Source organism: Paenibacillus antarcticus (assembly GCF_001637225.1).
Lineage (GTDB): Bacteria > Bacillota > Bacilli > Paenibacillales > Paenibacillaceae > Paenibacillus_AQ > Paenibacillus_AQ antarcticus.
Window position 1 is genome coordinate 31,347 of record NZ_LVJI01000018.1, and the last position, 22,341, is coordinate 53,687.

Consider the following 22,341-nt stretch of genomic DNA (forward strand, 5'->3'; position numbering starts at 1 on the left):
TAAAAGAATATTAAAATAAAAGAGATGACAATGAAGTCATCACTTTATTTCAATCTATTTATCCATTCCGTTAATTTCTCTACCATCTTTTGAAGTTGTACTTCCGGTGTTATTCTCGCAGGATTATCACCCTTTTGCGCTCCATAACTTCCAAATTGAGCATGGTTACCACCTTCAATTGCAAAATACTCTGCGTCTTGCGGGAGGTAGCTTTTAGAGGATTCGTACGTATCCTTCTTCAAAACGCCGTCATCCGATCCAGTCAGAGAAAGGACAGATAGATCTGTTGCAAGCAGACTCCCCTTTGAATCAGGATATGAAGCCAGAAAGAACACCCCCGCGAACCGATCAGAATGGTTGGCTGCATATCTAGAAGCCATAACACCACCAAGTGAATGACCCCCGATCACAAAAGTTTCGTTTGGTTCTTTGGTGAGTATCGCATCAGCTCTATCTCCTCCAAGTACCGCCAGATTCAGTGGCATTTTCACAATATACGTCCGATGTCCTTGTGTAGCAAGCTCCTTAGCCATGGGAGCATAACTCTCCGGTTCAACGAGTGCACCAGGATACAAAATAACATTTGCGCCCCTAGGTTTCTCTGGATCGAACTGAATCCACTGGTTCTCTTCGGATACTGTAATTCCGTTGCCACCTTTCATTGCCTCAAGTGCTCTTGCATCTGGAGTATAAGGATTAAGATAGATAGACATCCCTAAGCCTAATAAGACTATAATGAGAATCAGAAGTTTCCACCATCGAAATTGTAGCCATTTTTTCATAAGACACATCCTCACATAAAGATTAATCTAGAAGTTGATCAATTATCCTTTTTTATTACCGCTTCATTTACAGTTATTTCTTCTTGTGTAATCACTTCAGGAAGAGGTTCATACCAATCTGTCCTATTCTTAAACCCTTGAAATACGTTCATCACGATGACTTTCAATACGGCGTAACCAGGAACAGCTAGTATAATTCCGAGTACTCCAAATAATTTACCTGATACGATAATAACAAATATAATTGTAATCGGGTGAATTTTTAACGTTTTACCCATGATTTGTGGCGATATAAATTTTCCTTCAATCAATTGTACTATCGTCCATACGACGACCATTTTCAAAAGCATGATTGGTGAAGTCACTAATGCAATAATAATGGCCGGTGTGATTGCAATCGTAGGTCCTAGATAAGGAACCATACTCGTACAGGCCGCAATGATCGCAAGCACCACTGGATAATCTAGTCCGATGATAAGATATCCGAAATAGAGTAATACCCCAATGCAGAAACTAACGATAATTTGACCACGAATAAAGGAGCTAATCTGATGACTAATTTCACCTAGAACTTTCGATGTGCGCGGTCGTATCTTCGTTGGAAGAAGCTTAAGAAAATACGGAGGCAGTTTCTTACCATCCTTCAATAAATACACTAATATGAAGGGCGCAATAATAAATGCCAGTACAAATTCCGTTACTGCACCTACAACTGTTCCAATCCCTTTAAATGTATTATTAAAAAATGAAGCAGCTTTCGATGAAATATCATTCATAAAATTAGGATCATTAAATCCAAGACTTTGCTGGATCTGAGAGAATAGATCGCTTCCAATCCAGTTCTCAAATAATCGCTGAGCTTCTTCGCTATACTTTGGCAAATTCTCAACAAACTCCAGAACTTGATTACGAATCACCGGAATAATTTCAACAATGAGTACCGTCATGAGACCGATAATTAGTGCGTAGAGGATAAGTATAGAATAACCACGTTTAATCTTTTTTCTTTCCATCAAATCTACAAGTGGGTTGAGTAAATAATAGGCGACTGCCGCAAGTATAATCGGAATCGAAACTGTACTCAGAATGATTTTGATTGGCGTGAAAATGTAAGAAATCTTGCTAAATACGAAGATGATTAACCCAATCATTAGGATAACGAACAACGAAATTAACTTTTTTTGTTGCAGTATTTGCATTCTTTTTCTCGAATCAGGCGGCCTTTGTATCATAAAGTTTATCATTTCCTTTAGTGAAAATTGATTTTATTATTCATTATAACGTATTAACCCTATCAGATTCCAATGAACAATTTTCTTATAATCGCGCTAATCGTAAGTCTTTCGTGAACCACAGGCGGTAACTTACAAGACTTAATATAATGCTTGTCATCGCTGCTGATGCCGTAAATGCAAATACAATTAAGATCTGGTAACGAACAGCCTCTATCGGATCAGCTCCCGCTACGATCATACCCGTCATCATTCCAGGTAATTGGACAAGGCCCACTGTCTTCATCCCATCAATCGTGGGTATCATGCTAGATTTAACGGATCTCTTGAGTGGATCTTGAATCGCTTGTCTCGCACTTGCTCCTAGACACAATAAAGTCTCTATTTCACCTTGGTATGACTCTACTTCCCGCTTCATATGATTCAGGAATAACCCTGATACCACCATCGCATTACCAATCGTCATGCCACTGATCGGGATGATGTATTGAGGTGTTGCCTCGATAATATGTAATCCCAAAAGTAAGCCCATCATCAATATTTCCGTACAACCAATCGAAAGTGCGATACGCCAACGTATCCCAGACAATCCTTTGCCACGTTTACCAGCACTCCAGGCTGCGACTGTAATCATCACTGAAATAATGACTAGAATAAACACAGGATGATTCGATTTGAATACAAACATTAATACATATCCAACAAGTAGTAGTTGAATAGCCGAACGTATCGTCCCAATCGCAATGTCCTTTTCTAAATCAAGCTTTTGCCACATGGAGACTAACATCGTGATCATTACAAATATGAGAGTGAAGCTGAGAGCTACATAAGACATGAAGTTTCCCCCTGTGGTACACGTTGTAAGTAGTTCCTGGCACTTTCTGTACATGGATTCTCGAAAAAATCACAGCTATCGCTATCTTCTAAGAGAGACCCTTCCTCAATAAACCATATTCTGTGACTCATTCTTTGTGCTTGTTCAATGTCATGTGTTATGCAAATACAAGTTGTGCCTTCTTGTTCTTGCCATTCCTGTAGCAACTTTTCTACGGTATGTTTGCTTTGCATATCTAAAGAGGCTGTAACCTCATCTAACAATAAAATTTCTGGGCTTAGAAGTAGTGAGCGAACGAGTGCCACCCTTTGCTTCTCTCCCCCAGATAAGTCGATCGATTTCTTACCCCAATCAAGATAATCTAAATCTAAAGAGATCATAAGCTTCTTCGCAAGGGGCATATCAAAGGGTGTCTTATGAAGTTGACTTACCATTCTCAGATTATCTTCTACGCTTCCAGGAAGCATATATGATTGTTGAGATACATAACATATCTTCTTTCGCCATTCTTTAGGATCCACCGTTAGATACGAATGCCCATGTAAAAGGATTTCACCTTCATCCTGAGCCTCCAAGCGGCACAGAATTCGAAGAAGCGTACTCTTTCCTTGCCCTGACTTTCCAAGAAGTGAGATGATTTCGGGTCTCTTAATTTGGGCTGTAAATCTCTGTAATATCGTTTTGTCTCCATAACATTTACTCAATTGATTCATTTCCATTATATTTGTCAATAATCCTTACCCTCCAATGGTGTATAGAAATGCTTTTACAGTGTAGCGTAATCTCTTATTATATTATCATGTACAACACCTACATCACGCTATTGATCCATATAAAAAGAGAGCCTAAACTATAACTTCAGTTTTGGCTCTCTACATGTTAACTATTTTATTTCTTAGCCTTAAAGATCTCTCCAATAGCACCTAAGCTACCGAGAATCTCCACAGCATTCGTAGGAATAAACACTTTATTAGCAGGTCCTTTAGAAATTTCAGTCAAAGCTTCGAATGAGCGGTAGGCAAGGACATTCTCATCCAGCCCTGCTTCACGTAGCAACTCAATCCGGTTCTTCTCCGCCTGAGCAACAGATAGGATTGCTTTCGCTTGACCGATCGCTTCTAGCTCTTGAGCTTGACCTAACCCTTCTGCTTCACGAATACGGGCTTCTTTATCCCCTTCGGCTTTCAGTATTTTACTTTGTTTATCACCTTCAGCACGTAGAATCATGTCTTGCTTAGCCGCTTCTGCTTCGAGAACAATAGCACGTTTGCTGCGTTCAGCCTTCATCTGCTTATCCATTGCTTCTTGAATATCTCTTGGTGGCTGAATATCGATAACTTCAACCCGTTCAATCCGTACTCCCCACTTCTCTGTCGCTTCATCTAGGGCAACACGAATCTCCATCGATATCTTCTCACGCCCAGATAATGTTTCATCCAACTCCATCTTCCCGATGATCTGCCGCATGGTTGCTGTGGAAATATTCCGAACTCCGTAGACATAGTCAGAAATACCATATGTCGCCTGATCTGGTCCTACAACTTGATAGAATATTATTGTATCTATCTCAACTTGTACGTTATCTTTCGTAATCACGGTTTGCGGAGGCACATTCGCCTGTTGAATACGTAAATCGTGATATACCCTTACATGATCGACAATTGGAATAAGAATATTTAATCCTGGTGTTAATAAACGGTGGAATTTACCGAGTCGTTCTACAACCCCAACGCGTTGCTGAGGTACTATTTTGATAGTAAGTGCGATAAATACAACAACAATAACAAGAATTATAATTGTAATAACCATTAAGAAACCCCTTCCCATTTTTGAACTTCCAAGACGGTGGTACCCCTTTGTAAAACAATAATGATATCATCCTTTTGCAGAGCCTGGTACGAGTTAGCACTCCAAGTCTCGTTCCCCACTTTTACAATGCCATTCCTACCTACATCGATTGGTTCAATAACAATTCCTTGCTTACCAACTAAATCATCAATAACGTCCGTGTACCCTTTCGATTTCCGCATATATCTTGTGAGGGGTTTCGTGAAGAAGGTCAACCCCAACGCCACAATACAACCAACTAATGCCTGTACAAAGAATAAGTCTGGTACTACCAACGCAACAAGTCCCGCCGTAATGGCCCCAATTCCAATCCACAACAAATAAAAAGTTAATGTCAACATCTCGATGATAAACAGAATGACTCCGATGACGAGCCAAATTGCCCAAAGTTCCATTGTTCTCACCACCTTTTGCTGGATTATATGGAACCAAGCAAAAAATTATTACCCACAATCGTTAGATAACACACTTAAAATAGTTGTTATCCGTATTATGTATTCATTTCATTACGTTATTTCTCTCTGGTTGGTTCCTAATATCATTATAACTCAATATACCAACATTTAGGTTTATTTATTGTTCAAGACTCACCATTCATGTCATAGTTGTCACACATTTGCGAACTTCACTTGGAATCGTCCGGCATCCGACCTAAATCACAGTAGCAACATGTAATGAGTCATGCTCATCTTCTTCCCCCTCCAATAAATGATAATGACTTTAATAATCATTGTATGGAATAAGTATGAAGAGTCTATCAAGAAGTTATCACTCTATTATTTCATTAGGAAAAGAAATATTAAATATCGTACCTTGACCTACAATACTAGTTACTTCAATCAACCCACCTTGTAATTCTACTAATTTTTCTACAATCGATAGTCCCAGATCCTGAGTCTTCGATCGTCATCATGATACGTTTATGTTGCTGATGAAGTCTCACTGTGATCACACCATTATCCGTGTAACGAATGCCATTATCCAACAAGTTTAGGTCGATTCTCCCATCTTCCATTTTTGGGAAGATCGAATAGATCTTAGATGATCATGTTCCTTCTCTTAGCTTCCTGCGGAATTATATTCAAATAAGAATTCGGATCTCGAATCTCGATATCTTTGAAGCTCTCCCAAATATCAGTCTTGCGGCTAACGATAGGGAATAGAACCTATGACCTCTTACTTCGCTGATGAACCGTAATCAGTAATTGTAATGTTAACATCGTATGTAATATCACACTTACTAAACGTCTCGTCCCAATCTTGTTTAACTGTTCTCCAAACCTTAGGGTGTTGTATGCGAAGCTGGTTACGGAATCCCCCTACATCCACCTTGAACTTCTCTTGCATCTTACGAGTTGTTTTATGTAACATATCTTTTAATTCTTCCTCGAAATACTCCTCTGCTTCTTTCAAAAATTTCTCATCGGTAGGAACTTGTGACTTATCCCAATTCTCAATTAACCGGCCATCCGCTTCTATACTCACATGAAAAGAAATATCATTTCCATTTACCTTAGATTTGATCTTGGTACTTGCAGATTTGATTTCATAAGCAAGAACTTCACCAGACTTATCATACGTTTTGATAACCCCACCTTCTATATCTCCCTTAATCCAATTTAGTCCTTCGACCTCGTGTTCATTTAGAGTCCCGATCCATTTATTCGTTTCCCCTTTAAGTACCCCTGCTCCAGCGAATTCCACTTCCCCTTTTGCAGTAACCAAATTTTGCAAAACAAAACTTGACCCTGAGTTCATGATTCCATCTAATTCCGTAAGAATCATAGGTGCCAATATTTTATTGTTTCTAAATTGATTCTCTACCATACTTCTGAGATGGAACGAGGGAATGTCTCCGGGTTGACTTGAAATTAGAGCTTCACTAGCTTTCCCGGTACTTATTAATACAAGACAACTAGGTCTGATATCGTTATCTCGTAAAATAAAATTTACTAGCTTGTCTAAATCCATTTTGCGTGAAAGTTCTGAAGAGATGACAAGAACTTTTAAATGATGTCCAATAATGGGACGATATCTCCTAAGAGAATATTGACGGTATAATTGAAAGATAGAATCTCCTGTTACTTCTGTATTCAAAAACATCTCGGAGGATTTTGAATTACCCATTTGTTGTTCTTTGTTCCCTTTCAGAACAGGTACCGTTTGGAGCGTTGCTGTAATGATGTTTTTTTTAGGATAAGTAGCGCCTTGTTCAGCCAATTCTTGTTCTAATTCAGACTCCTTGCCAACATCAAGTGCTAGCCCGACGTTAACACTCAAATCTTCAATCTCCTTATTCCCCCAGCATCCTGTAAGACATAGAAGTAATAGGATAGAAAGTGCACTTAGGAAATAGCCTTTCATGCTATTCATCTTCCTTCACAGCTCCTATTCGGAAGATTGTTGTGATTAATAAAAGGAGTACAGGAAATAACCCAAATAAATAGATCGTCACGGTGCCAATGAAATCACCAAAATCAAATAGTTCATTCATATTTTTGGGTAGCAGAGCAACAATGAATATGAATGGAAGCAAGCCGTACATGATAGGTCGAATATTTTTTTTCGATAATTGAGCCAGACCCAACGATGCTGCGTAAAAACAAATCGTATATGTAGAGAATATTTGCATGATCCAGATAACAAGCAGAAAGAACTCAAATCTTTCAAAGAGGAGACCCGTAATTTCAAAACTTCTTATGAGATCAAGCGTTGGCCAAGTACTTCTTACGACTCCATCAACAGTCATTGCACCCACAACCATAATAAATGTGATTAAGTACAGAACAAGAGGTATTGAAGTACCTATTATTAATGCCTTTACGCCTTTTTTTGGATATTGCATAAACGCCGGAAGAATGATCATAATCTCAAAGCCTATAAAAACAAGTAATGTTGATTTCAACCCCCTAATGACAGGAAAGATTCCCTCTCCTAACACAGGACGTAAATTATCAATATCAAATAATCTACTACTCAATAGCAAGCAAATTAATAAAACAACGATCGTAATCGGCAGTATAATCTCAAATAATCGCGCAATTGAATTGATCCCACCCGTAATTAGATACAATCCAATCCACATAAAGGACATAACAATTGCCCACATAGGTGTGCCTTCAAGTAAATAAAGCATCGTTACTTCAGCCATAACTCTGATCTCAAAGGCAGATAAACATACGAAATACATGACCATCAGTAAACACATACAACTACCGATCCAACTCCCTACAATTTCTTTTAGGAATTGAAACATGGTTTTACCAGGGAATTTCTGACATAGTTTCACAATACATATTCCTGCGAGCATAATGATCAAACCGCCTAAAATGAGTGATATCCAACCATCAACCGTTTTAACTCTCTCAGTTAAAGTTCTTGGAAGTGTAAGAACTCCAGATCCAAGCATAAAGCAACTGATGATTACGACCGTTTGTGTGGTTGTTATCTTATCATCCGTCCTGGTAAACAAAGCATTCTCCTCCTTTTCTGCTCCTATTTATTTTTTGCGGTCAGAATCCTTAGTCTTCATTATGAGCGGACGGCGTTTCATCACCTTAAAGGGCAAACGAAAGATAAAGTCTTTCCAATCATCTAATCTATATGGAGCCATAGGACTAACATATGGCACTCCAAAACTTTTCAGCTTCACTAAATGGCTGCATAATAATAGAAAAAACAAAACGGTTCCATAAGCACCTAAAATAGCGGCACAGAACATGGCCAGAAAACGTAATAATCGTAGCGTTATGCCTGCACTATACGTCGGAATCGCAAATGAAGAAATAGCAGTTACGGCAACAACGATTACTAAAAAAGGACTGACTAGACCTGCATTTACAGCTGCATCACCAATAATTAGACCACCAACGATACCCATAGCAGGACCAATAGGTTTGGGCAGTCGTACGCCTGCTTCTCTTAATATTTCAATGGACGTTTCCATAATTAATGCCTCAATAAGTGATGGAAAGGGTACTCCCTGTCTCGCATCAATAATAGACATAACCAATTTCGTAGGAATAAGCCCCGGGTGATAAGAAATAAATGCTATATACAATGCAGGGGCAAGTAAAGCAAAAAATGTAGCTAGAAATCGTAACATCCGAAGGAGCGTACCCGGTATCCATCTTTCATAATAGTCCTCGGGAGACTGTAACAACATGCTAAAGGTTACGGGCACGATCAGTGCAAACGGACTCCCATCCAATAGAATTGCAACTCTCCCTTCCAACAATGAGTTAATTACTCGATCAGGTCGCTCAGTGTTTTGAGCTTGTTGAAACGGACTTAAACTATCATCTTCAATCAATTGTTCTACATATCCTGACTCAGGTAAATAATCCATATTGATGGATTCAATCCGGCGTTTAACTTCCTCCAGCAATTCAGAATTAACGATATCGTTCATATAAGCAACGACAAGATCTTTTTTGGCCCTTGTCCCTACTTGGAATTTAATCAGTTCCAAACTTTCATTCTTACCATGACGCCTTAGTATTGCGGTATTATCGCACAGTATTTCAGTGAATCCTATACGTGGACCTCTTAATAGCCCTTCTGATAAAGGCTCCTCTATACTTCGTGTTTTTCCCGTTGCTGAACCTAGAAGTAATACTTCTACGATTCCATCAATCAGCATTGCTGTAGATCCCACCAATATATCCGAGACTACCTCCTCTAGATTAAGAGCCTCCCTTATTTCACTAATAGGAAGCATTTTATTTGTAAGATATGATTTTGTAATCTTCGAGTCCTTAGATGACTTCTCCATCTCTTCAACATCATCGAACATCAAAGACTTCATCACTTGAACCTCAATAAGTTCCTTATCATAAAGTCCTTCGACATATATAATAGCTACCATTTCACCAGTAGCCATCGTAAACTCTCTAAAATGAACATCACAATTTTTAGCTATCCTTTTCTTAATAGATGCTAAGTCTGTTTCATAATTACCTGTAAACGGCATAGTATCTTCTGCCTTAGTCTTAGCATTCTCAAATATATTCTCTTCAGATTCATTCGCTGTTGGAGTACCCTCTGAAGTTCGAGAACCCAAAGCAGACTGAAGCCATTTAGAGGTTAAATAAATAATTATAGGAACAATCAATATTACTAAAGCTTGAGTGAAAATTATCCAATTCGGAATATATGAAATAATCGATTGCCACATATACATCATCCCCACACAGCTACAAGGCTAGAATTGACAAGAGCAAGTCATGTCTTTAGTACCCGTAGTGTTACCATAACTCTCCAAATCATACGAAAAATAATGAAAAAACAACAAAAGCACCTATTCCTCAGCATTGTGCTGAACGGAATAAGTGCTATATCAAGTCTATAATTTGGATTTACAAATAATAAGGAAGTACACATACAGGTTTAGATACGGTTTCACTTATTCCTGTATATTGTAACCTTCCTGACTCTTGATCCACGCGGAATGTCACAAGATTGTTCGTATCTCGATTGGCTACAATGAGATAATCTCCCTTTGGCGTGATCGCGAAATGACGTGGATGGCCACCTTCTACAGATACATGTTCTACAAGGTTTAGTTTACCAGTCGCCTCATCAAATGCATAAATAACAATGCTATCATGTCCTCGATTAGATCCGTATACAAATTTACCATCTTGAGAAATCGTAATCTCTGCACAACCATTCTCCCCTGTAAAATCATCTGGAAGTGTAGGCACCGTCTCCTGCTCCTTCAATTCACCATTCTCAGCATCATACTTAAACGAAGTAATGGACGAGTCAAGCTCATTAATAACAAAAGCATATGTGCCGTGTGGATGAAAAGTTAAATGTCTTGGTCCCGCACCAGGATGTAGATGTGTTGTTCCTTTCTTGATCAACTTCTGATCATCTGAATCGATGCTATAGGCTTGAATGATATCTAATCCAAGATCTTGTACGAACAAGTACTTTCCATCCGGACTGTAAAAAGAGGAATGTGGATGCGGTCGATCTTGGTTAGGATGTACACTGTGTCCTACATGCTGTTTAACATCCAACAATACTCCCAAGCTACCATCTTGTTCTATGGAGATCAATCCGATCATCCCTCCATGATAACTAGTCACTGTGAGGAACTTACCTTCTGAATCCCGTTGAATATGGCATGTAGTCGATTGTACGCTATTCTTTCGATCGATGAATTTCAGCGCACCTGTTGTAGAATCAACCGAGAATGCTACGATCTCACCGATCTTAGCCCCCTCTTCGGATAATGTCTCTGAGATGGCATATAACTTATGTTGAACCCTGTCTACATTTAAAAAAGTCGGATTCTTAAGTCCAGCAACCTCGTCTACTCGTGTTAATTGCCCTGTTGCTTCATCCAAACTATACACATATACACCGCTATCATCCGATTCAGCGTATGAACCTACAAATACAAATAGTTTCCCATGATTATTATCTATCATTTATAATGCCTCCCTTAGTTGTATGTATCGTTTATTGATTTCCATTACCCACCTTATTCAGGATCTGTTGTATATCCGAATTCAGCGATTGAACATCTGGTCCTTTAGCCGGATCGTTGGTTAACCCATATTTCTCTTTAACCTTCAATATCGCATAGACCCGATTATTTAAGACATCTTCTGAGATTTTCCCATGATTCACTGCATCTGTCAAAGCTTGAATAACCAATTTCCCCTTCAGCGCATCATGACCGATCAATACAATATTAGTACCCGCAAGAACCGTTTGGACAGAAGCTTTCTGTAAATCATAATTTTCCCCGATAGCTCCCATCGTCATATCATCAGTCATGACAATGCCATCGAACCCAAGCTCATCTCGTAACAGATCCGTAATTACTTTCTTCGATAAAGATGCCGGAGCATCTGGGTCAACCTTAGGCATCAGAAGATGTGCGATCATCACCACTTCTGCTTGTTCATTAATCGCATCTTGGAACGGAACTAACTCAAGCTGACGTAACCGTTCTAAATTCTTCTCAACAACAGGTAAGCCGATGTGTGAATCAACTGACGTATCTCCATGACCTGGAAAATGCTTAATGACCGGCACTACACCTTGAGATTCAATCCCCTTCATCGTGGCAATACCAAGTTCACTTACCAACTTTGCCTGATTTCCGAAGGAACGATCTCCAATAACTGGGTTATTGGGATTACTATTAATATCAAGAACTGGTGCAAAGTCCATATTCAATCCGAACCCTTGTAACTCGCGACCAAGAACCTGTCCGATTTCATTGGATAGCTTCGGGTCATTCTTATTCCCAATGGCTTTATTTGTAGGTAACTTAAGAAACTCTTTAGGCATCCGTGTCACACGGCCACCCTCTTCATCCACACTCATCCAGAGCGGAACTTTATTCGTAACATTAATTTTCTTTAGGTCGTTAAATAGACTTAACGTTTGCTTCGTACTCTCAATATTATCTTTATAAAAAATAAACCCGCCGACATGGTAGTCTTCAATGAATTTTCGACTATCCTCATTGATAATTGTACCTTCCATGCCAACAACAACCAATTGACCAATCTTCTCCGCTGTCGTCATAGTCTTCAAGAGTTCCTTCGTAGCATCTGCTGGTTCTGATGGGTCTATTGGTTTGAGATCTTCCGAAGCTGAACCATCAACATTAGGGGGAGTCTTCGCAATTTCATTGCTCCCTGAGTTCACACCTGTATTCGCACCTGCATTTTCACCCGTATTACGACTTGCACTACAACCTCCAAGAACAAGGATTACACACAACCAGACCATCATGGCGTTTATTTTCACGTTCCATTCATCACCCATTTCTCAAGAAATAGTTGCCGACATCTCTATATTGTACAAAACTTCAATTATAATTAACAGTAATCCTACCTTGCTTATTTCCTAGCCATGATCATTCATGATAACTAATGTAAAGGGCCCCTGAATGAATATCAAGGACCCCAACGTTAAACCAATTACTATTCAAATGAATATGTCCAGAATCGTTCAGTTCCGAACCTTTCCTTCATGGCTTCACTCTCGACCATGTTACTGTCTACTGGTAACTGCCACTGAGACCGGTGAGCTTGTATAGAACCGATCTTATGTTTAAGGAATGCCGTCACATCAACTTTCACGTCCGGAAGACCTAACATTTGCTCACAGTCTTTCGTGAATGCCATACAGTGTAGCGTAGGTCTTTGTTCCTTAGGCATCTTGGCTAAAGTACGGATAACCGCTGCACCTGTAGCATCATGGTCTGGGTGCACACTATAAAGTGGATGAAAGGTAACGACTAACGATGGATTAAGTTCTGTAATGAGTTCTTCAAGTCTCTTGCTCATGGCTTCATGATCTTCAAATTCAATGGTTTTATCGTGATAACCCATCATTCTTACATCCGTTATCCCAATAGACTTACAAGATTCCATCAGTTCCGACTTGCGTATCTGAGGAAGAGTTACCCGATTGGCAAACACGGGATTACCCATATTACGAGCCATCTCTCCTAGAGTTAAGCAGGCGTAGGTAACTTGTGTTCCTTCACTGATGCGCTTGGCTAACGTTCCTGAGAGACCGAAGCATTCATCATCAGGATGTGGAAGTACTACTAATATCTGACGTTCCATATGAGTTCCCCTTCTCCCTAATTTAAAATGGTGCTTTACTTAATTGTAATGATACGACCAGTTTGCCTTCATGATCATGACCTGCAAGGATAAGTCGTTCACTATCACTTTCATCCCAGTGTGTTAGCCCCTGAGAATAAACCCAACCTTCATTAATCTTGAGTCCGACACGAAAAGGACCGTTACCTTCAATAGAACCTAAAGTATATCGAATAATACCATTACGTATAAAAGTTGATGCGGTTAATTTTGTATCATCATTGTGGGAAGCATAGGCTCCCGTCGTCATCTCAAGATGAATATAAAGGTCTTCGTCTTTCAATTGATCAATGATCAATTGAACGCTTGCCTGATCTATGGGTTGCATTATCTTCTACTCCTCCGTCTGTAAATCGATCATAACATTTAACTGTGCTCTGTATATTATAGTCTACATCCTACATCATTCTCAAATAGTAATATAAAAAAAGCCTTCCCTCCTTCTATAAGAGGCGTATCAACCCCTAGAAAACAAGGATTAACACTACCTAATATAAGAAACAAGTTCGGCTTCTTAAAGTTATCGAGTTATCGAGTTAGCTTACTTAAATACTAAAACACGGTCTTCTAGTGGTTGGAATTCTTTCTCGCCCGCCGGAACAACTGTTTTACCAAATGGCATTTGAGCAAGAAGTTTCCATGATGCTGGAATGTTCCAAGTTTGTTTCACTTCATCATCAATAAGTGGGTTGTAATGCTGCAATGAAGCACCGAAACCTTCGATTTCTAATGCTGTCCAAACAACCAGTTGGTGCATTCCTGAAGATTGATTAGACCAGATAGGGAAATTATCTGCATAAAGCGCAAATGATTCTTGAAGCCCTTCAATAACAGCTTGATCTTCAAAGAACAACACCGTTCCGTAACCGTTTCGGAACAACGTCATTTTCTCTGCTGTAGGCGCGAATGAATCTGCTGGTACTACAGTTTTAAGTGTGTTCTCTGTGATATTCCACAGTTTGTCATGTTGTTCTCCAAGAAGAACGACAACTCTAGCGCTTTGTGAGTTAAAAGAAGATGGTGTATGTTTTACTGCTTCGTTAACGATTTCTTGAATTCTTTCATCGGATACAACTGCTTCCTTACTTATTACATAAACGGAACGTCTATTCTTAATTGCTTCAAAAAATTCCTTAGACATAAATCAAGCAACTCCCTTAAAGTTATTTACTTACTTTTTTTATTATATAATAATTTTTCTCACATAACAACCTTTTTGTCGAATCCACACGGAGATATACTATTTTGTGTAGCATTTATTGTTGTTAACCATTATATTTCTATACAAAAAAACTAGAGGCAACTGCCTCCAGTTTCTATATTTCCTTATGAAATGTATGAATTAGTAATTATTTATCCACGACAATCCGATGGTTCCTTCACCAGCAAGGATACCAACGACAGGAATGAATGTCATAATCTCTATTTTCACAATCGGATACTCTTCTGCAATTTCCTGCTTGATCTCTTGCGCTAATGTCATATTATTAGCATGCATAATACATACTTTTTTAATTTTTTCAATATCAATTTTCAAATGTTCGATGAGCCTCTGTTTTGCTCTCTTCGCGGTACGAATCTTCTCATCAACAAGAATCTTCCCTTCATCGAAACGAATAATCAATTGTATTTTAAGCAAATTACTAATGAATAACTGCGTTCCTGATACTCTGCCACTACGATGAAGTTGTTGTAGATTGGCTGGAATAAGATAAAACTTGGTATTGTCTATCATCGGTTGAATACGCTCTTTAATTTCTTGAGCGGAGAATCCCTCGTGTTGCAAAGTAATACCATGCATTAGCATTTCTCTAAATGGGAACGCACCGACCTGTGAATCAATCCCGACCACAGTTGCCTCAGCAATTTCGGCTGCTTGGATCGAATTGTGGAAAGTTCCACTAAGAGAAGAAGAACAATGAATAGCTATAATTTCATCATATTTATCTTTCAACGACTCATACAACTCTATAAATTCTCCAATTGGAGGCTGTGAACTACCTGCTTTTTCAAAAACTTTAAGTTTCTCATAGACTTCATCATTTGTAATATCGATGGTCTCTTTATAACTTTCATTACCAAATATAAGCCGTAAGGGTACAATATAAATATGATTTTCTTTAGCAAATTCAGGGTCAATAGTACATGTACTATCTGTAACCCAAGCAATTGATTTCATTTTCCACTTCTCACTTTCACAGATATATAGTCTACGTTGATCCAATTAAATAAACATAACAAACTAACAGCAGATATTCAACTTTACATCTTATCCCACCAGAAAACCCTATTAAACAAAGATAAGTTCATTATAATTAATTGTACCTAGGAGATGATATGATATTAATCCATATAGATAAACACTATGATCATATTGAATTCAGCAATTATGTATTAACAATGAAATCGCATCTAAACTTCATCATTCGCCCCTCTTATGGGGCAAGAATACAATAACAACTCAGAAACAAGGAGGCAACAATTGTTGCCTCCTTGTAATGTTAACTTAACTTATAAGTTCTGATCCGTCAAAATGATAGGACCCTCTGCTGTGATGGCTAAAGTATGTTCATATTGTGCAGACAAACCACCATCAAGCGTTCTAGCTGTCCAACCATCTGCATCTATTTTGCTACGGTACGTTCCTGTATTAAGCATCGGCTCAATCGTAATAACCATGCCTTCCTTCAATCTTGGACCTACATTTGGTGGACCATAATGAGGAACCTGAGGTTCTTCATGCATATCCTTACCAATACCATGTCCAATGAATTCTTTAACGACAGAGAATCCTTCAGCTTCAGCATAGACCTGAATAGCATGAGAAATGTCACCAATTCGGTTACCTACCACTGCCATTTCAATACCCTTATAAAGGGATTCCTTTGTTACATCTAAGAGCTTCTGTGATTGCTCGGATACTTGACCTACTGCATAAGACCAAGCCGAATCTGCCAACCATCCGTTTAGATTAACGACCATATCAATGGTAACGATATCGCCTTCTTTTAACTTCGTATGCGTTGGGAAACCATGACAAATGACATCATTCACAGATGCGCAAGTTGCAAATCGATACCCATTATAACCTTTTTGTTCAGGAGTAGCCCCGTTCTTAATCATAAATTCCTCAGCAAATTTATCGATCTCCAAAGTAGCTATCCCTGGAACAATCATCTTACTGATCTCACGATGACAAGCTGCTAATATTTCGCCAGCTAACTTCATCTTCTGGATTTGTTCTTTCGTCTTTATTGTAATCATATTGTTATCCCTCATTCTATTATGGTCTTCTTATTATAACCAGACTATGTCGAGTTGGTGAAATGAAATTAAGTCCAAACAACAAGATTATACACCATCTTCGTATAGCATACAAAAGGCTCACCGAAAAAATGCATAACAATAAGCACTTCATTATCTTTTTATTGTGGTAATTACACTAAGTTACCTACAATAAACGTGAAAAGAGTCCGATTCCTCAGACTCTTTTCACGTGATTAATCAATTTCAATTGGTTCCTCTTCAACTGCTGTATCCAGCCAACTACGAATCATTGATAATAAATGTGCACTATTTACAGGTTTAGTAATATAATCTGAGGCACCTGCCTCCAAACATTCCTCACGATCACCAGCCATCGCCTTTGCAGTCAATGCAATAATTGGTAATTTCTGAAACTCTGGTTTCTCACGAATAGCACGTATCGTTTCGTATCCATCCATAATTGGCATCATGATATCCATCAGAATAATGTCTATATTTGATGATTGCTCAATGAGAGTTATCGCTTCATATCCATTTTCTGCGGAAATAACCATCATATTATGACGTTCAAGAATAGTCGTGAGGGCAAAAATATTGCGAATATCATCATCCACTACAAGTACCTTTTTGTATTTAATCATCTCATCAGATTGATGAAGCTTGATCATCGCTTCCCGTGAGCCTTCAGATAGATTCTCAGACTTACGATGTAGAAATACACTAGTCTCGTCCATCATTTGAATAGGAGATTTCACTTCACGAATAACAGCTACTTTTTTCAATTCTTCAAGTTCGTGTTCTTCTTCATGAGTCCATTTCTTTGTTCGATATAATACCATTCTCAAATACTTATTTTTTGGATTCTTTTGAATTTCACGGATGAATTGAAGAACATCCATATCCTTCAAATCATTATCCACTAATAGACAATCGACATCATTTATTTTCAAATAATCCAATGCTTTACGCGCAGTATCAATATCTGTCATTTGCACATCTTTATTATCGATTACTTCTTTCCATTGTTGACTAGTTTCAGTATCGCTATTGACTATAAGAAGATTATGGTTCATCTGATCTGCATATCGATTCAGGTTATCCAACGTATTCTCAAGCTCTTCATTATTGATCGGTTTGCAAATATAATCATATACGCCCTTTTGCATCAATTGAATTTCATCTTCCTCAACACTTATCACACAAACGGGAATATGACGTACATTCAGATCGTTTTTCAAATGTTCAATGACTAGCCAACCATCGGTATCTTTCAAACGAAGATCCAGTGTAATAGCTACTGGTTTATATTTTCGAGCCAATTCTAATGCATTTGATCCCTTAGTTGTAATGATGGCTTTAATATTTCTTTTATGCAGAAGATCTAATAAAATTTCATTAAACTTAAGATCATCCTCAATAATTAAAAACACACGATCACCAGGTTCGATCAGGTCACGATCATCAACGAAATCGTTGTCTCGTTTCCTGCTATCTGAATATTTGCGCTCTGGTGGTGTAACGTCGATGACTTCAGGTACATATTTAGTCTCCACTTCAATCTCCTGATACTCGGTATCCATGGGCAAGAAGAGATTAAAGAAACTCCCTTTATCTACAACACTATATAATGTAATTTCTCCACCAAGCATAGCAGCAATCTCACGAGAGATAGCTAGCCCAAGTCCTGTACCGCCATAGACACGATTCGTACTTCCATCGGCTTGTTGGAATGCCTCAAATATGATACGTTGTTTATCTTCTGGAATCCCTACTCCTGTATCACTCACAGAGAAACATAATACCATTGAAGCATTGTTCAGTATGGTATTAGCCAAATTCCATCCATCCGTTGCTCTTCTGATATGAAGCATGACTTGTCCCACATCTGTGAACTTAAACGCATTGGATAATAGATTCTTCAGAACTTGTTGTAGTCTCTTTGAATCCGTAACTAGCGTTGTAGGTACATTATTATCTGTCTTTATTTTAAATTCAAGCTTACTATCATCAACCATATGACGGAAAGTCCGATCTAACGCATCAACTAAATCTAATAATTTAATCTCTGTATAATCTGGTGATATCGTACCTGATTCAATCTTGGATAGATCCAGAATATCATTGATCAGATTAAGAAGATCAAACCCAGAATCTTGAATCGTTTTGGCAAATTTCACTTGATTATTGGATAGATTAGCCTCTGGATTCTCAGCAAGTTGTTCAGCGAGCAGGAGTAATGAATTAAGCGGTGTCCGAAGTTCATGAGACATATTGGCCAAAAATTCAGATTTATATCTGGAGGTCAATGCCAGCTGCTCTGCTTTTTCTTCCAAGAAACTTTTAGCAATTTCAACTTCATTATTCTTACTCTCGACTTCTGCTTTCTGAATCACTAATAACTTGGCTTTATCTTCAAGTTCTTCATTCGTATTTTGCAGCTCCATCTGTTGCTTCTGTAGCTTTTCTGTTAATGACTGTGATTGAATGAGAAGTTCTTCTGTACGTTGATTGGCTTGCATTGTATTAATTACAATTCCTATTGATTCCGTAAGTTGATCAAGGAAGGCTAAATCAATTTCCCCAAAAGCACGGAATGAAGCAAGTTCTAATACAGCAAGCACTTGATCTTCAAATATAATCGGAAGCAACACAATGTTAAGAGGTGTTGCCTCACCCAGTCCAGATGAAATCATGACATAATCACTTGGGACATTGGTTAACAGAATTCGTTGCTTCTCAATTAAACATTGTCCTACTAATCCTTCACCAGCTCGGAATGAATTGGAGAGATGTTTACGTTGTTGGTAAGCATAACTAGCAAACAAGGATAGTACCGGCTCATCACTAACGACCTCGTTGATATAGATGACACCATGCTGCATCGATACCAGTGGCGCTAATTCAGAAAGAATCATACGACATACAGCATACAGATCTCTCTGCCCCTGTAACAATCGAGAGAATTTAGCAAGATTCGTCTTAAGCCAATCTTGATCGGTATTAATCCGGGTTGTTTCTTTGAGATTTCGAATCATCTCATTCACATTATCCTTCAATGCAGCAACTTCACCCGCTGCGGCAACATCTATCGTTCGAGATAAGTCGCCCTTCGTAACAGCAGTAGCAACATTTGTAATGGCACGTACTTGTGTCGTTAAGGTACTCGCCATGTAGTTAACGTTATCTGTCAAATCACGCCACGTTCCCGCTGCCCCAGGTACACTTGCTTGACCTCCCAGCTTCCCTTCAGCCCCTACTTCCCTAGCTACTGTTGTTACCTGATCTGCGAAAGTAGCAAGCGTATCAATCATATTATTAATCGTATCTGTCAGTTCAGCAATTTCACCCTTTGCCTCTACGTTCAGCTTCTGCTGTAGATTACCTTTTGCGACAGCGGTTACAACCTTCGCAATTCCACGAACTTGATCTGTAAGGTTGGTCGCCATTATATTAACGTTATCGGTAAGATCCTTCCATATTCCACCCACACCTCGAACCTGTGATTGACCACCTAACTTACCATCGGTACCAACCTCACGAGCCACACGTGTAACTTCTGAAGCGAAAGAATTCAACTGATCGACCATCGTATTGATCGTATTCTTCAGCTCAAGCAATTCTCCCTTAACGTCTACCGTTATTTTCTTAGATAAATCACCATTTGCAACGGCTGTTGTGACCCCTGCAATATTACGCATTTGTATCGTCAAATTACTAGCCATATAGTTAACAGTATCCGTCAAGTCTTTCCATGTTCCAGACACGTCTTTCACTTCTGCTTGAGCTCCAAGCTTACCTTCGGTTCCTACTTCACGTGCAACACGTGTAACTTCCGAGGCAAAGTTACTCAGCTGATCCAACATCGTGTTCATGGTATTCTTCAGTTCTAACATTTCACCCTTAACATCTACAGTGATCTTTTTAGACAAGTCGCCTTTGGCTACTGACGTCGTTACCTCAGCAATATTACGCACTTGATCTGTTAGATTCCGGGCCATACTGTTAACACCTTCCGTTAAGTCCTTCCAGGTGCCACCTACGCCCTTCACTTGCGCTTGTCCACCCAACTTACCTTCTGTTCCAACTTCTTGTGATACACGTGTAACTTCGGAAGCAAACGTAGACAATTGATCTACCATCGTGTTAATGGTGTTCTTCAGTTCAAGGATCTCACCTTGAACATCTGCTGTAATTTTCTTAGATAAATCACCATTCGCTACTGCTGTGGTTACGACTGCAATATTCCGAACTTGATCTGTTAGATTGGACGCCATGTAATTCACGCTTTCCGTCAGATCACGCCACGTTCCTGCAACTCCCTTAACCTTCGCTTGTCCACCTAACATCCCAAGTGTTCCAACCTCTCGTGCAACACGTGTTACTTCCGAGGCAAAAGTAGATAATTGATCCACCATCGTATTGATCGTATTCTTCAGTTCAAGGATTTCACCCTTCGCATTGACCGTAATTTGCTTGGACAGATCACCTTTAGCTACTGCTGTGGTAACCTCGGCAATGTTGCGAACCTGATCTGTGAGTGTACCCGCCATGAAATTAACATTATCGGTTAAATCCTTCCACGTACCTGATACATCTTTAACATCAGCATGTCCTCCAAGTTTGCCTTCCGTTGATACTTCTCTGGCAACTCGTGTAACTTCAGATGCAAAATTACTAAGCTGATTCACCATGGTGTTAATCGTGCTCTTGAGCTCTAGAATTTCACCTTTTGCATCCACTGTGATCGTCTTAGATAAATCCCCTTTGGCAACGGCTGTTGTCACTTCAGCTATATTCCGCACTTGGTTAGTCAAGTTACTCGCCATGTAATTTACGCTCTCTGTCAAATCACGCCAAGTCCCAGCAACACCACTTACTTCTGCTTGTCCACCTAATATACCTTCGGTACCTACATCACGTGCCATACGTGTCACTTCCGAAGCAAACATGGATAATTGATCCACCATCGTATTGATTGTGATCTTTAATTCCAGAATTTCACCTTGAACATCTGCTGTTATCTTCTTAGACAGGTCACCATTAGCAACCGCTGTCGTTACAACTGCGATATTTCGGACTTGATCTGTCAGATTTGTAGCCATATTATTCACACTATCCGTTAGATTCTTCCATGTTCCGGATACGCCTTCAACATCAGCTTGTCCACCCAAATTCCCTTCGGTACCTACTTCACGCGCTACTCTTGTTACTTCGGAAGCAAATTTACTTAGTTGATTAACCATCATATTAATGTTATTAGCAGATTTCCTGAATTCCCCTGTAAGAGGACGTCCTTCGAATTCCAGCTCAACGGTCTGAGAGAGATCTCCCTCAGCAACTGCGTTTATAACACGGACCATTTCACTGGTAGGCTGAATAAGATCAGTAACCATGCCATTCAGAGCCTCAACAGCAACAGTCCATGATTCACCTGTATTATTATGCGAGAATCGTCTCGATAGATTGCCTTCTTTTCCTACCACTTTGGCTACTGCTTGGATCTCAATAACCATGTTTTCTTGCATTTCCATGATTTCATTAAATGATTCTGCGACTTTCCCTTCCACACCAACTAGGTCTACTGGAATTCTATAAGAGAAGTCTCCCTGCTTAAATGCATTTAATGCTTGTAATAACTCGCTTGTATTGAATTGTTCATTCGTCTGTTCATCAAATGAATCCTTATTCGACATTGTTCTGTCCCCCCACCCACAATACATGCTTAGCTGATTTCT

18 protein-coding genes are annotated in these 22,341 nt (G+C 39.1%); all 18 read right to left on the reverse strand.

The annotated features are described in order from the left end of the window. Nucleotides 1-44 precede the first annotated feature (44 nt). The 18 genes from PBAT_RS13440 to PBAT_RS13520 all read right to left on the reverse strand — a co-directional run bounded on the left by PBAT_RS13440 (nucleotide 45) and on the right by PBAT_RS13520 (nucleotide 22,299). On the reverse strand, nucleotides 45-782 hold the full coding sequence (locus tag PBAT_RS13440) for an alpha/beta fold hydrolase (RefSeq protein ID WP_149466320.1): 738 nt from the start codon (nucleotides 780-782) through the stop codon (nucleotides 45-47). Between the two features lie 38 nt (nucleotides 783-820). Continuing rightward, nucleotides 821-2,014 carry an AI-2E family transporter gene (locus PBAT_RS13445; RefSeq protein WP_068650410.1) on the reverse strand — a complete coding sequence of 398 codons (1,194 nt, stop codon included), beginning with the start codon at nucleotides 2,012-2,014 and terminating at the stop codon, nucleotides 821-823. A gap of 85 nt (nucleotides 2,015-2,099) precedes the next feature. After that, a complete protein-coding gene (locus tag PBAT_RS13450; RefSeq protein ID WP_068650413.1) occupies nucleotides 2,100-2,849 on the reverse strand; it encodes an ABC transporter permease in 750 nt (249 codons plus the stop codon). Next, a complete protein-coding gene (locus PBAT_RS13455) occupies nucleotides 2,837-3,580 on the reverse strand; it encodes an ABC transporter ATP-binding protein (RefSeq protein ID WP_149466319.1) in 744 nt (247 codons plus the stop codon). The genes PBAT_RS13450 and PBAT_RS13455 overlap by 13 nt, the downstream gene beginning before the upstream one ends. A 157-nt stretch (nucleotides 3,581-3,737) precedes the next feature. Then, nucleotides 3,738-4,658, reverse strand: coding sequence for an SPFH domain-containing protein (locus tag PBAT_RS13460; RefSeq protein WP_068650415.1), 921 nt, complete (start codon nucleotides 4,656-4,658; stop codon nucleotides 3,738-3,740). Then, the gene (locus tag PBAT_RS13465; RefSeq protein ID WP_068650417.1) at nucleotides 4,658-5,092 is read right to left on the reverse strand and encodes an NfeD family protein; all 435 of its coding nucleotides are present in this window, start codon (nucleotides 5,090-5,092) and stop codon (nucleotides 4,658-4,660) included. Before PBAT_RS13465 ends, PBAT_RS13460 begins: the two co-directional genes overlap by 1 nt. Nucleotides 5,093-5,532: 440 nt before the next feature. Then, nucleotides 5,533-5,712, reverse strand: coding sequence for an ATP-binding protein (locus tag PBAT_RS26390; protein WP_149466318.1), 180 nt, complete (start codon nucleotides 5,710-5,712; stop codon nucleotides 5,533-5,535). Nucleotides 5,713-5,873: 161 nt separating this feature from the next. Further along, nucleotides 5,874-7,070, reverse strand: coding sequence for a Ger(x)C family spore germination protein (locus tag PBAT_RS13470; RefSeq protein WP_084403063.1), 1,197 nt, complete (start codon nucleotides 7,068-7,070; stop codon nucleotides 5,874-5,876). Next, the gene (locus PBAT_RS13475; RefSeq protein WP_068650424.1) at nucleotides 7,063-8,169 is read right to left on the reverse strand and encodes a spore germination protein; all 1,107 of its coding nucleotides are present in this window, start codon (nucleotides 8,167-8,169) and stop codon (nucleotides 7,063-7,065) included. Before PBAT_RS13475 ends, PBAT_RS13470 begins: the two co-directional genes overlap by 8 nt. Before the next feature lie 27 nt (nucleotides 8,170-8,196). Further along, a complete protein-coding gene (locus PBAT_RS13480) occupies nucleotides 8,197-9,873 on the reverse strand; it encodes a spore germination protein (protein ID WP_068650426.1) in 1,677 nt (558 codons plus the stop codon). A gap of 181 nt (nucleotides 9,874-10,054) precedes the next feature. Then, nucleotides 10,055-11,137: a lactonase family protein gene (locus tag PBAT_RS13485; protein WP_068650428.1), complete on the reverse strand. Its 1,083-nt coding sequence runs from the start codon at nucleotides 11,135-11,137 to the stop codon at nucleotides 10,055-10,057. A gap of 31 nt (nucleotides 11,138-11,168) precedes the next feature. Beyond that, a complete protein-coding gene (gene nagZ / locus PBAT_RS13490) occupies nucleotides 11,169-12,491 on the reverse strand; it encodes a beta-N-acetylhexosaminidase (protein ID WP_068650430.1) in 1,323 nt (440 codons plus the stop codon). A 158-nt stretch (nucleotides 12,492-12,649) separates the two neighbouring features. After that, a complete protein-coding gene (bshB2, locus tag PBAT_RS13495; protein ID WP_068650432.1) occupies nucleotides 12,650-13,300 on the reverse strand; it encodes a bacillithiol biosynthesis deacetylase BshB2 in 651 nt (216 codons plus the stop codon). Between the two features lie 22 nt (nucleotides 13,301-13,322). Next, a complete protein-coding gene (locus PBAT_RS13500; protein ID WP_068650434.1) occupies nucleotides 13,323-13,667 on the reverse strand; it encodes a YojF family protein in 345 nt (114 codons plus the stop codon). Between the two features lie 213 nt (nucleotides 13,668-13,880). Beyond that, the gene (locus tag PBAT_RS13505) at nucleotides 13,881-14,480 is read right to left on the reverse strand and encodes a nitroreductase family protein (protein ID WP_068650436.1); all 600 of its coding nucleotides are present in this window, start codon (nucleotides 14,478-14,480) and stop codon (nucleotides 13,881-13,883) included. Nucleotides 14,481-14,681: 201 nt separating this feature from the next. Continuing rightward, nucleotides 14,682-15,518: a DegV family protein gene (locus PBAT_RS13510; protein ID WP_068650438.1), complete on the reverse strand. Its 837-nt coding sequence runs from the start codon at nucleotides 15,516-15,518 to the stop codon at nucleotides 14,682-14,684. A 332-nt stretch (nucleotides 15,519-15,850) separates the two neighbouring features. Continuing rightward, nucleotides 15,851-16,603, reverse strand: a complete 753-nt coding sequence (gene map / locus PBAT_RS13515; protein ID WP_068650439.1) for a type I methionyl aminopeptidase — start codon at nucleotides 16,601-16,603, stop codon at nucleotides 15,851-15,853. A 236-nt stretch (nucleotides 16,604-16,839) separates the two neighbouring features. Continuing rightward, the gene (locus PBAT_RS13520; protein ID WP_068650440.1) at nucleotides 16,840-22,299 is read right to left on the reverse strand and encodes a HAMP domain-containing protein; all 5,460 of its coding nucleotides are present in this window, start codon (nucleotides 22,297-22,299) and stop codon (nucleotides 16,840-16,842) included. Between the last annotated feature and the right edge of the window lie 42 nt (nucleotides 22,300-22,341).